18 protein-coding genes are annotated in these 19480 nt (G+C 64.7%); 10 read left to right on the top strand and 8 right to left on the bottom strand.

The features are described from left to right. Positions 1–15: 15 nt before the first annotated feature. The 3 genes from U4E84_RS03190 to U4E84_RS03180 are packed head-to-tail and all read right to left on the bottom strand — an operon-like array spanning position 16 to position 2069. Positions 16–726, bottom strand: coding sequence for a hypothetical protein (locus U4E84_RS03190; RefSeq protein WP_322530654.1), 711 nt, complete (start codon positions 724–726; stop codon positions 16–18). A 42-nt stretch (positions 727–768) separates the two neighbouring features. Next, entirely contained in the window at positions 769–1197 is a 429-nt protein-coding gene (locus tag U4E84_RS03185) for a DUF6884 domain-containing protein (RefSeq protein WP_322530653.1), read from the bottom strand. Continuing rightward, positions 1194–2069, bottom strand: coding sequence for a hypothetical protein (locus tag U4E84_RS03180; protein ID WP_322530652.1), 876 nt, complete (start codon positions 2067–2069; stop codon positions 1194–1196). Before U4E84_RS03180 ends, U4E84_RS03185 begins: the two co-directional genes overlap by 4 nt. A gap of 60 nt (positions 2070–2129) precedes the next feature. Here U4E84_RS03180 and U4E84_RS03175 point away from each other — a divergent pair, with 60 nt between their 5' ends. The 4 genes from U4E84_RS03175 (at position 2130) to U4E84_RS03160 (ending at position 4586) form a co-directional block, all read left to right on the top strand. Next, positions 2130–2813, top strand: a complete 684-nt coding sequence (locus U4E84_RS03175) for a hypothetical protein (RefSeq protein WP_322530651.1) — start codon at positions 2130–2132, stop codon at positions 2811–2813. After that, positions 2806–3150, top strand: a complete 345-nt coding sequence (locus tag U4E84_RS03170) for a hypothetical protein (protein WP_322530650.1) — start codon at positions 2806–2808, stop codon at positions 3148–3150. The genes U4E84_RS03175 and U4E84_RS03170 overlap by 8 nt, the downstream gene beginning before the upstream one ends. A 165-nt stretch (positions 3151–3315) precedes the next feature. Next, entirely contained in the window at positions 3316–3825 is a 510-nt protein-coding gene (locus tag U4E84_RS03165) for a DNA N-6-adenine-methyltransferase (protein WP_322530649.1), read from the top strand. A gap of 608 nt (positions 3826–4433) precedes the next feature. Then, positions 4434–4586: a hypothetical protein gene (locus U4E84_RS03160; protein WP_322530648.1), complete on the top strand. Its 153-nt coding sequence runs from the start codon at positions 4434–4436 to the stop codon at positions 4584–4586. On the opposite strand, the gene U4E84_RS03155 is transcribed toward U4E84_RS03160, so the two are convergent. Continuing rightward, on the bottom strand, positions 4575–6317 hold the full coding sequence (locus U4E84_RS03155) for a histidine kinase N-terminal 7TM domain-containing protein (protein ID WP_322530647.1): 1743 nt from the start codon (positions 6315–6317) through the stop codon (positions 4575–4577). The two genes, U4E84_RS03160 and U4E84_RS03155, sit on opposite strands and share 12 nt — an antisense overlap. 60 nt (positions 6318–6377) lie before the next feature. Then, entirely contained in the window at positions 6378–7358 is a 981-nt protein-coding gene (locus U4E84_RS03150; protein ID WP_322530646.1) for a calcium/sodium antiporter, read from the bottom strand. 116 nt (positions 7359–7474) lie between these two features. Here U4E84_RS03150 and U4E84_RS03145 point away from each other — a divergent pair, with 116 nt between their 5' ends. Both U4E84_RS03145 and U4E84_RS03140 read left to right on the top strand, forming a co-directional pair. Next, a complete protein-coding gene (locus tag U4E84_RS03145; RefSeq protein WP_322530645.1) occupies positions 7475–7606 on the top strand; it encodes a hypothetical protein in 132 nt (43 codons plus the stop codon). After that, positions 7603–8685, top strand: a complete 1083-nt coding sequence (locus U4E84_RS03140) for a hypothetical protein (protein WP_322530644.1) — start codon at positions 7603–7605, stop codon at positions 8683–8685. Before U4E84_RS03145 ends, U4E84_RS03140 begins: the two co-directional genes overlap by 4 nt. A gap of 263 nt (positions 8686–8948) precedes the next feature. Here U4E84_RS03140 and U4E84_RS03135 read toward each other — a convergent pair whose 3' ends face one another. Then, positions 8949–10628, bottom strand: a complete 1680-nt coding sequence (locus U4E84_RS03135; RefSeq protein WP_322530643.1) for a Na+/H+ antiporter NhaC family protein — start codon at positions 10626–10628, stop codon at positions 8949–8951. Between the two features lie 158 nt (positions 10629–10786). Between U4E84_RS03135 and asd the strand changes: the two genes are divergently transcribed. Both asd and U4E84_RS03125 read left to right on the top strand, forming a co-directional pair. Continuing rightward, positions 10787–11833: an aspartate-semialdehyde dehydrogenase gene (gene asd / locus U4E84_RS03130; RefSeq protein WP_322530642.1), complete on the top strand. Its 1047-nt coding sequence runs from the start codon at positions 10787–10789 to the stop codon at positions 11831–11833. 51 nt (positions 11834–11884) lie between these two features. Next, positions 11885–12097, top strand: a complete 213-nt coding sequence (locus tag U4E84_RS03125; RefSeq protein WP_322530641.1) for a hypothetical protein — start codon at positions 11885–11887, stop codon at positions 12095–12097. A 29-nt stretch (positions 12098–12126) separates the two neighbouring features. On the opposite strand, the gene U4E84_RS03120 is transcribed toward U4E84_RS03125, so the two are convergent. Then, positions 12127–14118: a 3-hydroxyacyl-CoA dehydrogenase NAD-binding domain-containing protein gene (locus U4E84_RS03120; protein WP_322530640.1), complete on the bottom strand. Its 1992-nt coding sequence runs from the start codon at positions 14116–14118 to the stop codon at positions 12127–12129. 127 nt (positions 14119–14245) lie between these two features. Here U4E84_RS03120 and U4E84_RS03115 point away from each other — a divergent pair, with 127 nt between their 5' ends. Both U4E84_RS03115 and U4E84_RS03110 read left to right on the top strand, forming a co-directional pair. Continuing rightward, positions 14246–14842 (top strand): DNA-3-methyladenine glycosylase 2 family protein, encoded by a 597-nt coding sequence (locus U4E84_RS03115; RefSeq protein WP_322530639.1) that lies wholly within the window; start codon positions 14246–14248, stop codon positions 14840–14842. Between the two features lie 217 nt (positions 14843–15059). After that, positions 15060–17825: a GAF domain-containing protein gene (locus U4E84_RS03110; protein WP_322530638.1), complete on the top strand. Its 2766-nt coding sequence runs from the start codon at positions 15060–15062 to the stop codon at positions 17823–17825. A 210-nt stretch (positions 17826–18035) separates the two neighbouring features. Here the strand turns inward: U4E84_RS03110 and U4E84_RS03105 are convergent, their stop codons facing one another. Further along, on the bottom strand, positions 18036–19388 hold the full coding sequence (locus U4E84_RS03105; RefSeq protein WP_322530637.1) for a RimK/LysX family protein: 1353 nt from the start codon (positions 19386–19388) through the stop codon (positions 18036–18038). Between the last annotated feature and the right edge of the window lie 92 nt (positions 19389–19480).

The following is a 19480-nucleotide window of genomic DNA, read 5'->3' as shown; positions in this document are numbered from 1 at the left end:
CCGATTGCCGTTGGCTCAGAGCTCTGATGTCTCCCCTACAGCGTCGGTCAACCGGTCCAGAAACGCCGCTTCGTACTGCTCGCTGACGTGGTTGATATTCCATAGGCCTGAGTCACTAATCTCGCTACGGGGACTGTCACGCCCCAGCCAGTCGTTGCTCCGAGAGTCGAGGGAATCCTTTCGGTAGTTGCTGACGAGAGCGATAGCGTTGCGCTCGATGTAGGCACGGTCGCTTTGCGGGCTGGGTTCGTCGTCGACGTCTATCCACAAGAAGGGTAGGTCACGAAGGAACTCACTCACACGACGTTCGTGTTCTAACTCCGCGAGGCGGCGTTCGCGTCCCGCGCTCGATCCCTCGCCCCAGTGCGGATACTCGTCGTGAAGACCGTTGCGTTCGATCATCGCCTCTCCGACACGCTTCCGGAATACCGAACCTCGATGGTTGCCCCCATCCTCGTAGGTCCCGCGGTTCGCTCCACGGTGTGTCCGCAGTCGGTTCCACAAAGACGTGCCCGAACCCGTCGAGACGGCGTGTGTACCGATACGGGTGAGCCGGAGCTGATCAGTGGAGTTCCGCGTCTCACTCTCGGCGAAGAAGAAATACACGCCGCGATCTGGCCAGTTCATGAAACCTGTACAGTTCTTGAGTCGTTGCTTGCCACCGACGTTGTCTTCAAGACCGTCGAGGAGGTCGTAGAGTCTATCGAGATCCGAGCGGCGCGACATACTACTCCGTTCAGAGGTAGGGCACAAAATCGCCTGGGGTGCTCAGAGGTGTTCGTTGTACCACGCGAGTGTCTCTCCAAACTTGAGACCATCAGTTGGGATTTCGACGTCGACTGGCTTATCCTCCAGTAGCGGGATAAGTTCGGAGTAGTAGTCGCGCCCAGCGTGGAACACTAAGCGATTGCCATCACCGAGTAAGCCCTCCGCTTCGAGCTGACCGTAGACGGTTTTAGCCCACTCACGCTTCCGGGCGACCCGCGTACCGGACAGTGTGCCGTCATAGGGCTCGATAGGTGGGCCAGCGGGATCGAGCAGGTGATGTTTCGCGGAAAGGATGTACCAGCGGTCGTGATTTGCTTCGACGTACTCGCGCGCCTTCTGGAAGAATGTCGACGGCATATAGAGGTCGGCTGGTTCTGCGGCCTGCTCGCGTTTGCTCTTCGTACAGCTCAATAATCCGACTTCAGTCATCCTGTCAACCGAATAGCGTGACGCTGTTGAACATCGTTTTTGAGTCGGACCTCGACAGTTACATGTTCGTCAGATATTTCATTTGCTGATTCCGAGCGGGTAAATTGAAGATCAAGATTCATAGCTCCTCCATCCGGATTGAGAGGAACGAACGGTTCCCAAATGTGGTCATCAACTTTACGCGCACCATCAACAGTGAGACTAACCCCTTCGCTAGTATGGATCTCGACTTTGAGATCGCCGGGAGAAATTAAATTAGAGGTTGGGTTTTCGACCCGGAGTGGGAGAGAACTCCCGCTCTCGCCACTGGTGAATGTCGCCTGAATCTCGGGCACTCCGGATTTGATCACTGACATCTTTTTTCCCGTTCTCCAAGCGTACCAGACACTCGTAACCAGTAGTATTAGAATGTAAAGCCCCATGAAGATTGGCCCCTTAAAAAAGTCAGTAATTCTTTCAGCGATTTCCACAAGAAATACAGTATCTGGTAGGCTGACGAGAGAGAGGAGAAATACACTAATAGCGGCCAGAAAGCTGACCGCAAAAAAGAAAGGGAGAAATACAAAATCAAACCGTCTCATCCATAGATTGTCGTAGTATGGACGCAACGTCGAGACTCCGAGTTTTCCAGTAAGGAAAACGAAAGCCGCTAAACTTACTGCGAATAAGAGGTCAGAGTTTCCTATTATAATTTGACTGTCGCTCGTTACAAGAGAAATATAGGTGGAAAGAATGACTGTTGTAATTGCGAGCTGGAAGTTTTCTGCTCGTCGTAATTCGTCTTCTCCGGGACGTTCCTCCAGCTGAACCAAAATACTAGAGGCTTCTCTAGAAAATTGCTCGCGTATTTGCTGGAGAGAGGTTGGTAGCAAATCACTTCGAAAGGTTCCACCCCTAGAACTTAACTTTGGTCGGATAATCCAGTTTGGATAATGTCAACTTACACTACCCGCGCTATGAAGGTAATTGGAGATTATGTGATGCCCAACGTGACTTTGGAAGGCATGAATCAAATACATGCTGAATATACTGGGTCGGATGGAAATTTTACGCGATGGGAACAAGCTCAGAAAGAGTATGGAGATATGGATTGGGATGAAAATTCTTTCGAGGGATTTCTACGTATATGTCGTTCAGTCGTCGAAGGTGACATTGATGAAATCGCTGAAGCGTATTTAGATATTTTAGGGCCGGAGGAACTTGACCAGAGCACTATTGAACAGTCTCTTGGCGCAAACGAAGTGACTGAGGAAAGTCCTGGCCAGAGAGAGGGATTTCAATACAGAGCTCGAGATGATGGGACGATTGACGCGGCCTATTACTACTATTCGAGCGAAGTCGATATTACTGAAAACCTAGAAATAGAAGAACTCCCCAATCAAAAACGGATACCAATGCGGTTTAATGTAGATCGCCGATTGGTCGTGATCGAAACCACGCGACCTGCGAGCGTACAAAAAGCAAAAGCCAGCATCAACGAATATACTCTATTAGAAACGGCGACTACCGGGAATCTAAATCTTGTTGAAGATCAAGCTGAAGATATTGTCCGATCGTTTATCGATTCATTTGAACAAGACGATTCAGGTCGGCCGGAGGTCGATCAAAATGAGTGACGAAGAAGTGATTCTAAAAGAAGTCGTGGAAGTTCACATGTATAACCCACACACCAACGAAGACCGTCCCTTGAAGCGTGCTGATTTTGAAGGTATAACTGATATTTTTGAAGATGATCGTGTAGAAGAGCTCCGCGAGGAAGGATGGTTTACCCGTGGTATCGGTGCCAAAGTGGCGTATAAAAACAGAGTATACAAGATCACTGTCGCGGGTAACAGTCGTTTGGGCTATGTTAAGATTGAAGATGTCGCTGATTTAGAAACCGGTCGAGAACTACATGACATTATCAAAGATAAATTCCTAGAAAACTTTCGAATCTATTCTGAAGTACAATAAACAACTGATCCCACACGATTATGTCTCCTGAACTACGTTCAGCGTCTCTCAGCACACGCCTCTAGAAGATAGAACCTATCTCTCCCTAGAGTTCCATGGGCGGAAAATTTTGATAAAATCCGACAAAGCCCGAAGATTAAATATCGCAAAGATCTTGTTTTTGATATGGTAGATCGTACTGAATACTACGGTCAGAGTGACAAGGATATCTGGGAGACACCATCCGAATTAGTGGATGATCTGGAAGACGCCCTCAATGGAATAGATCTCGATCCGTGTGCTGGACCTGACACAAATATCGGAGACACAAACTACACTGTCAGTGATGATGGCCTTTCAATGGAGTGGCACGGAAGCGTGTTCGTGAATCCGCCATTCACTGAAAAGAGCGACTGGTTGGACAAAACCATTCAAGAAGTGAGTGCCGGCAACGCTAGCGTGGTGGTAGTTCTCACTCCAGATAGCACTGACGTCCAAAGCTGGTGGCATGGAAAAATCGCACCACACGCGTCGTATATCTGCTTCTTGGAGGGACGTCTCGCATATATCGATCCCGACACTGGCCACCAGCTTAATTCACCACCGTTTGGAACTGCGCTTTCAGTCTTTGGCGAACCATCTGATAATCTTGTTTCTACGCTTAATGACTGGGGACAGGTTGTCCAGACGGTCTAACTATGAGGTGTCGAAAAAGGATACCGCTGGCATAGAGCTACACTAACCAACAAAAAGCAATTTGCTCAGGGTATCAAGGAACAGCCCGAAACGGCTGTAGGTGAGAAAACCGGGAGCGACGCCAATAGATAGATGAGCCTTATCGACGAACTTCACCAGTTTCCGAAGGGGAACTGAATAGAGCAAGCATTCGTTGAAATCCTCTGAACCGGCATAGACTATCAGGTCTAACAGCCGGGTATTTTATACCACAGAGCCCTCTTAGTCTGGGGTAAGAGCCGGCCAAAACCGGACCTCGGAGAGAAAACAGGGGTTAGAAGGCCTGTACCGGCGAGAGCCTTGTGGAGGCTGAGACGCGGGTTCAATTCTCGCACCCGGACCTTTTCACGACGGCAGAACAAGCGACGTGAGCGACGCTCGGCATGGCTCTGACAATCCCGTGACCGAAGGGAGAAGCGGAACGTTCGAACGCCGAGATCGCCTCACACGAGGTGAGAGCCTCGGGTTTCGCCCCGCGTTCACGCTCGTCGGCCGTGAGAACGGGTGGCCAGCGACGAGTTATCACACGTCAGATAATTCTTATCAGTTCACAATTGCTGTTTGACACTATGTCGAGGTGTACCCACTGCGGGGAGCGGTCGTCCGGAGCGTACGAGCTGCGTTTCGAACATCAATCGCGGTCGAAGGAGATGGAGCTGCAGCTCTGTGACGGGTGTCTCGACCGCATTCGCGAGGGCGAGGACGCGACGCTACTTGAGTAGGTCTGGCGTCGACCGCTCGGGCGACGGCTCGGAGCGATCGTCGCCGCCCGCGTCAGCGTCGACTGCTTCGGCCGCGTCCGCGTCGGCCGTCGGGAGTTCGACGACGAACGCGGCCCCCCGCGGCTCGTTGTCCTCGACCCAGACCTCGCCCCCGAACTGCGCGGTCAGGATGGACACGAGGTAGAGGCCGATCCCCGACCCGGAGCTGTCGACTCCCTTCCGCCCCTTGCCGAAGATGTCGGAGCGGAGCTCGTCCGGGACGCCGGGACCGTCGTCGGCGATCCGGACGCGGACCCGCTCGTCGCGCACCTCGGTCTCGATCGTCACCGTCGGCGTCTCGGTGTCGTTGTGCTGGACGGCGTTGTTCAGGAGGTTTCGGAACACGGAGGACAGCATCTCGTTGGCGCGGACGGTGACGGACGGGACCTCGTCGACGACGCGGAACGTCGCCTCCGGATAGGAGTCACGCGCCGCCCGAACCTCGACGTCGAGAATCTCGCCGAGGTCGATCGGCTTCGTCTCGGGGGCGACGGCCTCCGAAAGCGAGTCGACGAAGTCGCGGGCGAGCTCCGTGATCTCGATGACGTGTCTCGACTTCCGCAGCACGCGTTCGAGCGCGTCTCGCCCGTCGTCGTCGACGTGGTCCCGGAGCGTCTCGGCCCACCCGTGGATCACCGCCATGTCGTTGCGGATGTCGTGGCGCACCACGCGGTTCAGGGCCTCGAGCTGCTCGGTTCGCTCCTCGAGCCGGAGCCGGTACGTCTCGCGGGCGGTCACGTCGTCCACCGTGAGCAGCTCGCCGCTCGTCACCCCGCGGGACGTGAACGCGTTCCGGGAGACCCGGTAGAACCGCTGCGCCTCGTCGGAGCCGACGCAGATCACCTCGTCCTCACCTCGGTCGACGGCGAGGTGCGGCAGGACCGCCTCGAGGGACTCGCCGATCGCGCCGCGGAGCTCCGGGAACAGGTTTCCAGCGGCGCGATTGAAGTCGCGGACGCGACCGGCCCGGTCCAAGAAGACCGCGGCCGCGTCGCTCTCGGCGGCGAACTGGATCGCCTCGAACCGCCGGAAGTAGACGAACAGCGTGCCGAGCGCGAACAGCGCCACGCCGGGGGGCTCGTACATCAGCGGGAGGAGCCGCGGGAACGAGGTACCGAAGACGGTGGCGACCGTCGGGACCCCAGTGGCGGCGGCGAGCGCGATCAGCGGCCGGCTGTCGGTGCCCGTGTAGTGGAACTGCTCGAGCAGCATGAAGAAGCCGACGGCGATGACGGCGTAGGAGAGCCCGAGCACCGCCCAGTAGAGGATCCCCTGTCGGATCGCCAGGTGCGGGAACGGATCGGTCGCCCACGATGTCGTGAAGTAGAGCCCGTGGAGCGGGTTCGTGACCTTCAGGAGGACCGTCGCGGCGAAGACGCCGACCGCGCCCCACCGGTACGGAGCGTGTCGCGGCGCTCGGCCGGTGTAGGCGGCACAGAAGTAGAGCCACGCCCCGACCGCGACCAGCGCGAACACGAACCCGACGATGTAGAACCCGACCTTCGCAGCCTCGCCGGGGACGACGAGGTACCCGACGTAGCCGCCCGCCCACAGCGTCACCGCGAGCAGCAGCGCGACGAACCCCTCCCGCGTCTCGGGGTGCCGTATCCGCAGCGCCCGTGGGACGGCCACGACGCACGCGACCGCCGACGCCGCGAACACGGAGACGTGGGCGAGAAATATCGGGTCCATGAGTCGAACGTGACGCACCTCGACGCGGCGTCGGATAACGGTTCGGACATCGTGATCGGCTCAGCCGAAGATCCGCAGGAGTCCGAGCGTCCACCGGGTCAGCTCGGAGCAGACGAAGAGGACGCCCTCGGACCGGGAGAGCCGCCGTCCCGACCACAGCGCCGCGACCATGAGTATCGTGAGGACCGTCAGCCAGACGAGGCTCTCGACGGCCGCCCCGCCAACCGAGAGCGGCCGGAGCAGCGCCGCGATCCCCAGGATGCCGAGCACGTTGAACACGTTGCTGCCGACGACGTTTCCGACGGACATCCCGACGTGACCCTGCCGCATGGCGACCAGCGAGACGGCGAGCTCCGGCGTCGACGTGCCCGCCGCGACGATCGTGCCGCCGATGGCCCAGTCCGAGACGCCGGCGCCCCGGGCCAGCGACGAGGCGGCCTCGACCATGTAGTGGCCGCTGACCAGCACCAGGGCCAACCCACCGACGAGCAGGAGCGCGTCGCGGGCGCGGTGCGAGAGGCCGGCCGGGATCGCGCCGGTGACTCGGGAGTCGGCGTACTCCGTCTCGATCGAGTGTGCGGCCTGCTCGTCTCGGATCAGATAGACGGTGTACGCGGCGAACAGTCCCACCAAGAGCGCCCCCTCAGCGGCGGTGACGGTCCGGTCGAACAGGACGGCGAACCCGACCAACGTCGAGAGGATCAACGCGATCCCGTCTCGGTGGACGAGCGACCGCTCGACCGGGATCACTCGCAACAGCGACACCACACCGAGGATGAACGCGAGGTTGTACGCGTTCGACCCGACGACGTTGCCCACGCCGATCTCGCCGAACCCCGCCAGCGCGGCGTCGACCGTCACGACCAGCTCGGGAGTCGACGTGCCCATCGCGACGATCGTCAGCCCGATCGTGAGCTCGCTGACGCTGAACCGCCGGGCGATCCGCACCGCAGAGTCGACGAGGGCGCGAGCGCCGATCCACAGGCCGACGACGGTGAGCGCGACGACCGCAAACTGTGCGGGAACCGATCCGGCCACCATGTGTCGGTTCATCGAGAATGAGCGCAATAAAGCCACCTCCCGGAGCCGCGGAGACGCGAGCCGACGCGGTAACGCACCGTGTACTTATGTGTCGGTCGGGCGTCGTGTGGTCCGTCATGTATCGACGGGAGACGCCCGACGGCGGGCCCCGAGACGCGCTGTGGCTCGCCGTCGGCACGACCGTGGTCTCGGAGACGGGCGCGACCCGCGACGGCGACGACCGCTCCGTTCGCGGCCGGAAGCGATGAGCGGAGAGTCGGAGGTGGCGTCGAGCGCGGACGACGCCGACGACCACGCCGACGACGCCGACAGCGACGCGAGTACCGCCGACACGATGCGAGAGCGCGCCGGCGAGAACCGGGTGAAGCTCTGGCTGCTGTTGCGCGCGGACCGGCTCCTCGTCGCGGGCGTCCTGACGCTCGCCGTGTTCGTCGCCTTCGTCGCCGTGGCGGTCGTCTTCTCGCCGTCCCTCGCCGAGAAGGTCGGGGCGAGCGACCCGATCGAGACGCTGTTCGCGTCGATGATCACGGTGATCGTCACGGGGGCGACGCTCGTCGTCACGATCGGTCAGGTCGTGCTCACCCAGGAGAACGGCCCGCTCGGTGACCAGCAGGAGCGGATGAACGACACGCTCGCGGTTCGGGACGCTATCGCGGACCTGACGGGCTCCCCGGCGCCCACGGATCCCGCCGCGTTCCTCGACGCGATCCTGGAGGCCGCGTCCAGCCGCGCACGGGACCTCCGCGGGTCGGTCCGCGAGCGCGGTGACGACGAATCCGACGAGACCGCGCTCTGGGAGGACGTCGACGACCTCACCGCGGCGGTTGTCGAGAACGCCGACAGCGTGCGCAACCAGCTCGACGGCGCGGAGTTCGGATCCTTCGACGTGGTGTTCGCCGCCCTCAACTTCGACTACGGCCCGAAGATCGGCCGAGCCGAGCGCCTCGTCGCCGACCACGACGACGCGCTTACCGACGACGAGCGGGACCTGCTCGAAGGGCTGACGGAGTCGTTGTCGCTGTTCGGCCCCGCTCGCGAGCACGTCAAGACGCTGTACTTCCAGTGGGAACTGATCGACCTCTCGCGGGGGATCCTCTACGCGGCGGTGCCGGCGCTGGTCGTCGCGGGCGCTATGCTCACGGTCGTCGACGCCGGCACGTTTCCGGGACGGACGCTCGGCGTCGACCACGTGACGCTCGTCGTCGGAGGCGCGTTCGCGGTCACGCTCCTCCCCTTCCTGCTTTTCGTCTCCTATGTGCTCCGGGTGCTCACCATCGCGAAGCGGACGCTCGCGATCGGTCCGCTGGTGTTGCGGGACTCGGAGTAGTCGAGTGCGCTCGCTCGGGGTGAAGAGCTGTCGCCCGCAACACTAACGACCGGTCTCATCTCCGGCGGCGTGCCGCGTCGACCGGGAAACCCTCGTGGCGGGCGGTCGCCTGCGCGGCGACGGGCGGGTCGCGTGGGCGACCGGATGTCACGCGCCTGGGTTCTCCGCGCGGTCATCGCTCCCATCGGGGAGTACTCGGGCGGGGACTGAGGGCGCGCAGCCGACGGTAGCCGGCGAGCGTATATAAGCAGCCGGACCGGCGGTCAGTCGTCTTGTTCGGTCCCGGCGACGACCACGCGCTCGCCGTCGTCCGTCTGCGGCTCCGAGACCGACACCGGGTCGATCCCGCGTCGGGCGGCGTCGAACTCCGAGAGGAGGTAGACGAGCCCCGCGAGCAACAGGACGCCGAACGGGAGCAGGGCCAGCGGCGTCACCCGGGTGACCCCCCACAGGACCAACAGGAGGACGACCACGGCGGCGACGGTGACCGCGTAGTAGATCTGCGTGCGGACGTGGTCAATGAGGTCGGCCCCGGTGAACGTCGCAGAGAGGACGGTCGTATCGGAGATGGGCGAGCTGTGGTCCCCGAAGATCGCGCCCGAGAAGATGACGCCGACCATCGCCGCCACGAGCGTGTGGCCCGCCGCCCCGCCGCCGCTGATCTCCCACGCGATCGGGATCGCGATCGGGGTGACGATTCCCATCGTCCCCCACGAGGTGCCCGTCGAGAACGCGATGAGACCGGCGACGACGAAGACGAGGGCGGGCAGGAACGCCGGAGAGACCGACCCCACCGCGGCGTTCGCGACGTAGTCGCCGGTGCCGAGCGCGTCGATCGCCTCGCCGATCCCCCACGCGAGCACGAGGATCGAGACCGCGGTGAGCATGATAGAGAACCCGTCGATGGTGTACTCGGTCGCGTCTCCGACGCCGAAGATGTCGTACGCCTTCCCGAGCGCGAAGCCGCTCGCGACCATCGCGAACGAGCCGATCATGAGCGCCACCTCGTAGGAGGCGTTGAGCGCGGCGTCCCACAGCCGCTCGCCGGCCGCGCCGATCTCCCCGGCGAGGAAGTCGCCGCCGAAGCCGACCGCCGAGAACTCTCCGGTCCACAGCGCGGTCCCGACCGTCACGGCGATGAGCACCGCCACGGGGACGAAGAAGTTGACGAGCCGCGGCGTCGACGCGGGCGGCTCGCCGAGCTCGCCGGCGACGTCCTGCATCGGAACCGCCTCGTCCCGGGTCACCTTGCCGGCCGTCCACGACCGGTGTTCGGCGGTCAGCATCTCGCCGTAGTCTCGGCCGGAGCCGACGATCAGGAGGACCATCACGATCGCTAAGATCGCGTACATGTTGAACGGGATCGACGAGACGAACACCTCGAAGGTGCCGGGGCGGTTGGCGGCGTCGACGCCGGCGGAGTCGTACCCCTCGGTGATGAGCGACAGCTGGAACGCGACCCACGAGGAGATCCCCAGCGTCGCTACCGGCGCGGCGGTGGAGTCGACGATGTACGAGAGCTTCTCGCGGGAGATCCGAAGGCGATCGGAGACGTCTTTCATCGCCGATCCGACGATGGCGGTGTTGGCGTAGTCGTCGAAGAAGAGGACGATCCCGAGCCCCCAGGCAACGAGCCCGGCCTGCCGCGGGCTGTCGAGGCGCTCGAGCGCCCAATCGCGGACCGCGGCGGTGCCGCCGAGGTTCCACACCATTGCGACGCCGGAGCCGAGCAGCAGGGTGAACACGAGGATCGTCGCCTGGAACTCGTCGGAGACGGCGGCGACGATCCACTCGAACGTCTGGACGATCCCGAGCCCGCCGGTGACGATGACGGCCCCCGACCAGATACCGAGAAACAGCGACAGCACCGCCTTGCGAGTGATCACCGCCAAGACGATCGCGAGCAGCGGCGGGGCGACTGACAGGGCACCGAAGTCGGTCATTGTCGTGTACTGTCCACGAGGAGACACATAAATGGCGCGTGCCGAGAGCGCGATGCGCACGGATCGGTGGCGACGACGCGCCGGTGCCGACCGGGGGTGACCGGCGGCGTCGACGCGTATCCGAACGCACTTACGTCCCTGTGACTGACCCACGCGCAATGTCTGTACGAGTCGGCATCCTCGGCGCCACCGGCGCCGTGGGTCAGCGGTTCATCCAGTTGCTCGACGACCACCCGACGTTCGACCTCGCCGCGGTCACCGCGAGCGCGGACAGCGCCGGGAAGACGTACCGCGAGGCCGCCAAGTGGCGCGTGGACACGCCCATCCCGGAGGGCGTCGCGGAGATGGAGGTCGCGGAGACGTCGCCCGTGGGGGTCGCGGACGCCGACGTCGACCTCCTGTTCTCGTCGCTCCCCTCGGGGGTCGCCGCCGAGGTCGAGCCCGAGTTCTTGGAGGAGGGATACGTCGTCTCCTCGAACTCCTCGAACGACCGGATGGCGGCGGACGTGCCGCTCACGATCCCCGAGATCAACCCCGACCACCTCGACCTCATCGAGGTCCAGCGCGACGAGCGGGGCTGGGACGGCGCCCTGGTGAAGAACCCGAACTGCTCGACGATCACGATGGTTCCCACCCTCGCCGCGATCGACCGGTTCGGCGTCGAGAGCGTCCGCGTCTCCACCCTGCAGGCGGTCTCCGGCGCGGGCTACTCCGGCGTCACCTCGATGGAGATCATCGACAACGCGATCCCGCACATCGGCGGGGAAGAGGAGAAGATGGAGACGGAGTCGCGAAAGCTCCTCGGCGAGTTCGACGGCGCCGCGGTCGCCCTCCACGGCGCCGACGTCGTCGCCTCCTGTAACCGGATCCCCACGCTCGACGGCCACCTGGAGAACGTCTTCGTCGAGTTCGCCGAGGACCCCTCGCCGGCCGACCTCCGCGAGGCGATGCGCTCGTTCGAGGGCGCAGGCGCGCTTCCGAGCTCGCCCGCCCGGCTCATCAAGGTGTTCGGCGAGGACGAGCCGGAGCGCCCCCAGCCCCGCCTGGACCGCACGTACGCGAACGGCATGGGCATCGTCGCCGGCGGCGTGCAGGCGACCGACGCCGGCGCGAAGTACAACTGCCTCGCGCACAACACGATCCGCGGCGCGGCGGGCGCCTCGCTGCTGAACGGCGAGCTGCTCGTCGAGGAAGGGTACGTCTGAGCGGACGCGACCGTCAGAGCCTTCTTCTCTCGGCGTTCTCTCCCGTCCGCCATGGCAGCGCAGACCCTCCACCGGTCCCTCCGTCGAGGTATCGCCCTCCTCCTGCTCCCGCTGTCCGGGGCGACGACGCTCCCCGAGTTCGTCGAGTCCGCGCTCCCCGGCGTCTCGGACGTCGTCGGCGTCGCGCTGTTCGTCGCTGCGGTAGCGTATCTCGTCGGCAGCCTCGGAAGAGAGGTCGCCGCCGCGGCCGACACCCCGCTGTAGTCGGTCGGCGCGGCGGGCGCGGGGCGACCCTACTTCCCCTCGAACTCGGGCTCGCCGTCGCCCATGAACGCCGTGATCCCCTCCATGAGGTCGTCGGTGTTCATCACGTGGCCGAACCCCATCGCCTCCACCTCGAGGCCGGCCTCGGCGTCGGTGCGACCGGCGTGCATCGCGCGCTTCGTGTACTTCTGGGCGATCGGCGGGCCGGCGGCGAGCTGTTCGGCCAGTTCCCGTGCCCGGGCGTCCAGCTCGTCGTCCGACACGACCTCGTTGAGGAAGCCGTACTCGGCCATCGCCTCGGCGTCGTAGCGCTCCGCGGTGAGGATGATCTCCTTCGCGCGCCCCTCGCCGACGATCCGGGCGAGTCGCTGGGTGCCGCCCCACCCCGGGAGCAGCCCGAGGTTCAGCTCCGGCTGGCCCAGCTCCGAGCGCTCGGAGGCGATTCTGAGGTCCGCGGCGGTCGCGAGCTCCATCCCGCCGCCGAGGCAGTAGCCGTCGATGGCGGCGACCACGGGCTTGTCGGACGCCTCCAACTTCCCGAACGTCTGCTGGCCCTCCCGAGAGAGCTCGACGGCGTCGATCGGGTCGGCGCCGCCGGCGGCCATGCTCTGGACGTCGGCGCCGGCCGAGAAGGCGCGGTCGCCGGCGCCGGAGAGCAGGATCGCCCGCACGTCGTCGCGGTCGTCGAGCCGGTCGATCGCGTCGCCGAACTCGTCGAGCAGCTCCCCGCTTATCGTGTTCATCCGGTGCGGGCGGTCGATCTCGACGTGCCCGACGCGGTCCTCCACGGCGACGTTGAGGGTGTCGTAGGCGGCGAGCGCGTCGCCGTCTGACTCTCCGTCACCCCCCTGGGCACCGCCGTGGAAGCCGCCCGCCGCGGCGGCCTCGCGCAGGTAGTCGGTCGCCTCGTAGCGCGCCTCCCCCGTCTCCTCGTGAAGCGCGTCGAGGACGTCGACGAGGGCGGCGAGCCCCTCGTCGTCGGCCAGCTTCGCGGGGCCGTCGGGGAAGCCGGCGCCGAGCATCACGGCGCGGTCGACGGCGGGCGCGTCCGCGACGTCGTTTCCGATCAGCCCGGCGACCTCGTTGGCCATCACGGCGAGCAGCCGGCGGCGGACGTCCGCGTCGATCGCGTCCGTTGGGATCTGTGCGCCGTCGCCGCCCTCGTAGTCGTAGAAGCCGGAGCCCGTCTTCTTGCCCAGCTCGTCGGCCTCCACCTTCTCGACGAGCAGCGGGCAGGGGCGGTACGCCTCGCCGAGCACCTCGTGTATGTACTCCAGCACGTGGTACCCCACGTCGATCCCGACCTGGTCGGCGAGCTCGAACGAGCCCATCGGGAGCCCCATGTCGAACTTCGTCGTCGAGTCGACCGTCTCGACCGTCGCGTCGCCGGACTCGACGATCCACGCCGCCTCGTTCATCAGCGGGACGAGGATTCGGTTGACGATGAAGCCGGGGCTGTCCTTGCGGACGCGCACCGGCGTCTTCCCCATCGACTCCGCGAGCCCCTCGATCAGTTCGAGCGTCTCCTCGGAGGTGTGTTTCCCGGAGATGACCTCGACGAGGTCCATCCGCACCGGCGGGTTGAAAAAGTGCATCCCACAGAAGCGCTCGGGACGGTCGGTGACCTCGGAGAGCTCGGTGATAGAGAGACTGGAGGTGTTGGTGACGAAGACGGCCTCCGCGGGCGCGTACTCGACGACCTCCTCGTACACGTCCTTCTTGATCGCCATCTTCTCGGGGACGACCTCGACCACCACGTCGGCGTCGGCGAGCGAGGCCTCGAGGTCGACGAAGGTCTCGATTCGGTCGAGCGCCGCCTCCGCCTCGTCGTCGCCGATGCGGTCCTTCTCGGCGAGCTTGCCGAGCGACCACTCGATCTGGTCGTAGCCGTCCCGGACGAACTCCTCTTCGATGTCCCGCAGCGCCACGTCGTAGCCGGCGAGCGCGGCCACCTCGGCGATGCCGTGCCCCATGTTCCCGGCGCCGAGGACCGTCACGCGCTGGACGTCTTCGAGTTGCATACACGTTCGGTCGGAACCGTCATGGTTGAACGTTTCCATCTTCCAAACGAGAAACTCAGTGTGAGTTTATCCCGAACGAATCCGGGAGCGGAAACGTACACGTGCCTCCGGATCCAACGTCGGAACGATGGACGACCGAGTCGCGGCGACACTGCGCGCGGACTCCCGGATGGCGACGCTGATCGATCGGTACGGGCGGCTCCCGATCGAGCCCGCGGACGACGAGTTCGCGCGGCTCTGCACCTCGATCGTGAACCAGCAGCTCTCTACCGCCTCCGCGGCGGCCATCCACAGGCGGTTCGTGGACGTCCTCGGCGGCGACCCGACCCCGAACCGCGTGCTCGAGGCCGACGAGGCGGCGCTGCGAGAGGCCGGGCTCAGCGGGACGAAGGTGGAGTACCTGCGCGAGGCCGCCGCGGCGTTCCGCGACGGCGACCGCGACCTGACCCGCGAGGGGCTGGCGGGGGCGAGCGACGGAGAGGTCGTCGCCGCGCTCACGGATATCCGCGGCGTCGGCGAGTGGACCGCGCGGATGTACCTGATCTTCGCGCTCGGCCGCGAGGACGTGCTCCCGCTCGGCGACCTCGCGGTGCGGAAGGGGATCGAGGGGGTGTACAACGACGGCGCGGAGCTGTCGCGGTCGGAGATGCGCGAGATCGCAGAGGTGTGGCGACCCTACCGGAGCTACGGGACGCGGTACATCTGGGCGGCGTACGAGTCGTGAGCCGCCCCGGACCCCCCGTCCCGGTCGGACCGAACGTTTCGGTCGAACCGGGACGTCGTCGCTGACTCCCAAACCGCCGGACAGGGCGGGGAGACGTCGAGGATGACCCCCAGCGGTCGGTGGCGGCACGGAGCACGCGTTTCGCGACGCGCAGACGCGTCGGAGCTGCGCCTCACTTTATCTATTGTCGCTGTCAACACCCGGGAACACGCGGCTCATGAGCTCACCCACTGACGCGATCCGGGTTCTCCACGTCGACGACGAGGCTGAGCTCGCAGAGCTGGCCGCGACTTTCCTCGAACGCGAAGACGACCGGCTCGACGTCGAGACCGCGGCGAGCGCGAGCGAGGGGCTGGATCGGATCGACGACGGCGACTTCGACTGCGTGGTCTCCGACTACGACATGCCCGGCCGAAACGGCATCGAGTTCCTCGAAGCCGTCCGCGAGTCGCGTCCGGACTTCCCCTTCATCCTCTATACCGGTAAGGGCAGCGAGGAGGTCGCCAGCGACGCGATCGTTTCCGGCGTCACGGACTACCTCCAGAAGGAGAGCGGGACCGGCCAGTACGCCGTCCTCGCGAACCGCATCACCAACGCGGTCGAGCAGTATCGGACGGGGCAGCGGGCCGCCGAACTCGACCGTGTCCGCACGCTCGCCAGCGACGTCAACCAGGCGATCGTGCGCGCGGACTCGCGGACGGCGGTCAAAGCCCGCGTCTGCGAGATCATCAGCGAGTCCGACCCCTATCTCTTCGCGTGGGTCGGCGGGATCGACCCAGAGACGGACCGGGTCGAACCGGAGGTGTCTGCGGGCGTGGAACGCGGATACCTCGACGAGATATCCGTCACGACCGACGCGAATCCCACCGGACGCGGACCGGTCGGCACGGCGATCCGCGAGCGACGGGTCGCCGTCTCACAGGACGTCGCCGAGGACCCCGACTTCGAGCCGTGGCGGTCGGCGGCGATCGAACGCGGGTTTCGGGCGGTGGCCGCCGTTCCACTCGAATATCAGGACACCCTCTACGGCGTGCTCGCCGTCTACGCCGACCGCCCGAACGCCTTCGATGCGAACGAGCGCGACCTCCTAGCCGAGCTCGGGGACGACGTCGCTCACGTCATCCATTCGTTCGAAGTGCGAGCGAGTCTCCGCGAGGAGCGCGACTTCATCGAGCAGGCGCTCGATTCGCTCACCGACGTCTTCTACGTCGTCGACCCCGACGGGAGGTTCCGCCGGTGGAACGATCACCTCGCCGAGACCAGCGGCTACGCGGACGAGGCCATCGCGGAGATGCGGGCGAGCGATCTCTTCCCCGAGGACGAGCGGGACCAGATCGACGAGGCGATCGATGAGGCGCTCGCCGTCGGCGGAACGACGGTCGAATCCGCGTTGCTGAAGGCGGACGGCAAACGCGTCCCCTACGAGCTCACCGCGTCGCGCTTGACCGACCGCGACGGCGATCTGATCGGACTGATCGGAATCGGTCGGGACCTCACCGAACGCAAGCGACGCGAACGGCAGTTGGCACGGCTCGTCGATAACCTTCCGGGAATGGTGTACCGATGTGTGAACGAACCCGGGTGGCCGATGCAAGACGTCAGGGGGGAGGTGACGGACCTGACGGGGTACCGCCCGTCCGAATTCGAGAACCGGTCAGACCTGTACGGCGAACGGGTCATCCATTCCGACGATCAAGCGGCGGTGTGGCGTTCGATACAGGACGCGATCAAGAGCCGCGAGACGTTCGAGATCACCTATCGGATCCGCACCAGGGACGGGGAGATCAAGTGGGTCTGGGAACGCGGCCGGGGAACGTACTCCGACGACGGCGACGTGGAGGTGCTGGAGGGGTTCATCACTGACGTCACCGAACGCGAACGGCACAGGCGAGTCATCGACACGCTACACGAAACCGCACAGTCGGTCATGCAGGCTGAGACGGCGGACCGGGCCGCGGAGATCTCGGTCGACATCGTTCAGAACGTCCTCGACATGCCGGCGTGCGCCATTCACTTCTACGACGGACGGGACGACGAACTGGTACCGGTCGCGTGGACGGCGCAGACCGAGGAGACCGTCGGCGAACCGCCGGTTTTCGCGTCCGGTGAGGGTCTCGCGGGGAAGGCGTTCGAGACGGGACAGCCGATGATCTACGACGACATCTCGACGGTCCCCGAACGGTACAACTCGGACACGTCCATTCGGAGCGAGATCCTCCTCCCGCTCGACGAGCACGGCGTGCTCCTCATCGGGTCGACCACGCCAGACGCGTTCGACGAGGTGGACGTCTCGCTCGCGGAGATCGTCGCCACGCACACGACGACCGCACTCGATCGCATCGAGCGCGAGCGGGAGCTCGAACGACAGAACGAGCAGTTAGAAGAGTTCGCCAGCATCGTCTCTCACGACCTGCGGAATCCGTTGAACGTGGCCGAGGGATACCTCGAACGGTCCCGATCGGAGTGTGACAGCAAGCATCTGGAAGCGGTGGCGAGAGCCCACGATCGGATCGGAGCGCTCATCGAGGACCTGTTGCAGGTAGCACACGAGAGCGTGGAGGAGATCGACTCGGAACCGGTCGAACTGGCCGGTCTCGTCGAGGACTCCTGGGAGAACGTGGACACCGCCGCGGCGACGCTCGACGTCGACGTCGAGTCCACGGTTCGGGCCGATCGGAGCCGTCTCGCACAGCTGCTGGAGAACCTGATTCGGAACAGCGTGGAACACGGCGGCGACGGCGCGAGTATCAGGATCGGCGATCTCGACACGGGGTTCTACGTCGCGGACGACGGCCCGGGAATCCCGGAGGACGAACGCGAGCGAATCTTCGAATCGGGATTCTCGACGCGCGAGGACGGAACCGGCTTCGGCCTCGCGATCGTCTCTGCGATCGTCGACGCGCACGGCGGTGACGTCCGGGTCACCCGGAGCGAGGCCGGCGGCGCACGCGTCGAGATCACCGGTCTCGAACGCGTCGAATAGCCACGCCGTGTCACACACGTCGCCTCTCCCGACTTCCCTGGGTTCCGACGCGACCCCGGCGTTCGATTCCGAGGCGAGACGCGATCCGACCGACCCACACCCGTCACGGCTCGCGGGCGTCTGCGTCGGTCGCTCGCAGGCCCGCGTCGGTCGCTCGCAGGCCCGCGTCGGTCGCGGCGTTCAGTTCGGGCCGCCGTCTCGTGCCGACCGCTACTCCTCTTCGAGGATCTCGTTGGCCTCGTCGCGCTCCGCTTCGTCGGTGTCGGCGCGCCGCCGGACGTCGACCCGGTAGTCGGTGAGGATGTCGCGCCCGAGGAGGAGCGGGTACTCCATGTGGCCGCGGTCCTCGACGCTGGCAGTGACGGTGTGCTGGTTCCCGCCGATGCCGATCACGAGGTCGACGACGGGGCGGGCCTTCCCGCCTTTGACGCTCCCCGACTTCACGCGCGTCATGCTCTTGATCGGGCCGGCGCCGATCTCCGCGGCGAGCTGGGTGTCGATGCTCGTGCGAGTCGCGCCCGTGTCCGACTTCGCGTGCGCCTGCGTCGATCCAGAGGTGCCGGTGACGACGACCTCCTCGATGTAGCCGATGACGGGCTGTTCGGTCGGGCTCGGCTTCGGGACCGGCGCACAGGCTGGACGCGAGTCGTCGAGGGTGGCGGCGATGCGCGCCACGTCGTCGTCGTCCACCTCGCCGCCGACCGTCTCGATCGCGAGTTTGGCGATGTGCGGGGCCGGGCTCGTGCCGGTCGCCTGGTAGAGCCCCTTGAACCCGGCCGTCGGGTTCACTTCGAGGACGTACCAGCCGTCGTACCCCTCGACGAGGTCGACGCCGGCGTAGTCCAGGTCCATCACGTCGGCCGCGTACAGCGCGGTCTCGGCGGCCTCGTCGGGCATGTCGTCGGTCGCGTCCTCGACCGCGCCGCCGAGGGCGACGTTGGTTCGCCAGTCGCCCTCGGGCGCGTAGCGGTACATCGAGCCGACGATCTCGTCACCGACGATGTACACGCGCAGGTCGCGGTGCTTCTCGTCGTCGCGGTCGATGAGCCGCTGGAGGAACGCCTGCCGGTTGCCGACCTTCGGGTTCACGCGCTCCGTGAGGTCGACCTTCCACGTGCCGCCGCCGTGGGTGCCGATGGCGGTCTTGTACACCCCGACCTCCCCGAAGCGCTCGCGCCCCTCGTTGAGCCGGTCGTTCGACAGCGCGAGCAGCGCGTCCGGCACCCGGATGTTCCAGTCGGCGAGCGTCGCCGCCGTCGCGAACTTGTGGATCGACGCGAGCACGGCGTTCGGCTCGTTCAACATCGGCCGGATGCGCTCGAACGTCGTCGCCAGCCCGAGCAGTTCCGCGGGCTGGTCGGTGTTCGAGAGCAGCAGCCGGTTCGCGATGACGTCGACGGCGGGCTCGACCGAGACGTCGCCGTCCTCGACGCTTATCGCGGCGTTCTCTTCGCGGAGCCACACCGGCTCGTGGCCGAGGTCCTCGACCGCGTTGCAGATCGCTTTCGTTTCCTTGCTGTTGTGTAGCGACAGCACTCCCACCCGTACCGCGTCCGAACTCATGGACGCACCTGCGCGTGCCGTCGTAAAAGTTCACCCGATCGATGAGCGGGACTCGACCCGACGCGGAACCGGTGTGCTGGCGGCGCCGGCCG

Source organism: Halorubrum sp. AD140 (assembly GCF_034497445.1).
Classification (GTDB): Archaea; Halobacteriota; Halobacteria; order Halobacteriales; family Haloferacaceae; genus Halorubrum.
Note: the sequence above shows the minus strand (reverse complement) of the source record. Positions and strands in the feature narration are given on the sequence as shown.

Coding starts and splice junctions, on each gene's coding strand:
- U4E84_RS03190 (WP_322530654.1), bottom strand. CDS start 726: ATGTCGCGCCGCTCGGATCTCGATAGACTCTACGACCTCCTCGACGGT.
- U4E84_RS03185 (WP_322530653.1), bottom strand. CDS start 1,197: ATGACTGAAGTCGGATTATTGAGCTGTACGAAGAGCAAACGCGAGCAG.
- U4E84_RS03175 (WP_322530651.1), top strand. CDS start 2,130: ATGTCAACTTACACTACCCGCGCTATGAAGGTAATTGGAGATTATGTG.
- U4E84_RS03170 (WP_322530650.1), top strand. CDS start 2,806: ATGAGTGACGAAGAAGTGATTCTAAAAGAAGTCGTGGAAGTTCACATG.
- U4E84_RS03165 (WP_322530649.1), top strand. CDS start 3,316: ATGGTAGATCGTACTGAATACTACGGTCAGAGTGACAAGGATATCTGG.
- U4E84_RS03160 (WP_322530648.1), top strand. CDS start 4,434: ATGTCGAGGTGTACCCACTGCGGGGAGCGGTCGTCCGGAGCGTACGAG.
- U4E84_RS03155 (WP_322530647.1), bottom strand. CDS start 6,317: ATGGACCCGATATTTCTCGCCCACGTCTCCGTGTTCGCGGCGTCGGCG.
- U4E84_RS03150 (WP_322530646.1), bottom strand. CDS start 7,358: ATGGTGGCCGGATCGGTTCCCGCACAGTTTGCGGTCGTCGCGCTCACC.
- U4E84_RS03145 (WP_322530645.1), top strand. CDS start 7,475: ATGTATCGACGGGAGACGCCCGACGGCGGGCCCCGAGACGCGCTGTGG.
- U4E84_RS03140 (WP_322530644.1), top strand. CDS start 7,603: ATGAGCGGAGAGTCGGAGGTGGCGTCGAGCGCGGACGACGCCGACGAC.
- U4E84_RS03135 (WP_322530643.1), bottom strand. CDS start 10,628: ATGACCGACTTCGGTGCCCTGTCAGTCGCCCCGCCGCTGCTCGCGATC.
- asd (WP_322530642.1), top strand. CDS start 10,787: ATGTCTGTACGAGTCGGCATCCTCGGCGCCACCGGCGCCGTGGGTCAG.
- U4E84_RS03125 (WP_322530641.1), top strand. CDS start 11,885: ATGGCAGCGCAGACCCTCCACCGGTCCCTCCGTCGAGGTATCGCCCTC.
- U4E84_RS03120 (WP_322530640.1), bottom strand. CDS start 14,118: ATGCAACTCGAAGACGTCCAGCGCGTGACGGTCCTCGGCGCCGGGAAC.
- U4E84_RS03115 (WP_322530639.1), top strand. CDS start 14,246: ATGGACGACCGAGTCGCGGCGACACTGCGCGCGGACTCCCGGATGGCG.
- U4E84_RS03110 (WP_322530638.1), top strand. CDS start 15,060: ATGAGCTCACCCACTGACGCGATCCGGGTTCTCCACGTCGACGACGAG.
- U4E84_RS03105 (WP_322530637.1), bottom strand. CDS start 19,388: ATGAGTTCGGACGCGGTACGGGTGGGAGTGCTGTCGCTACACAACAGC.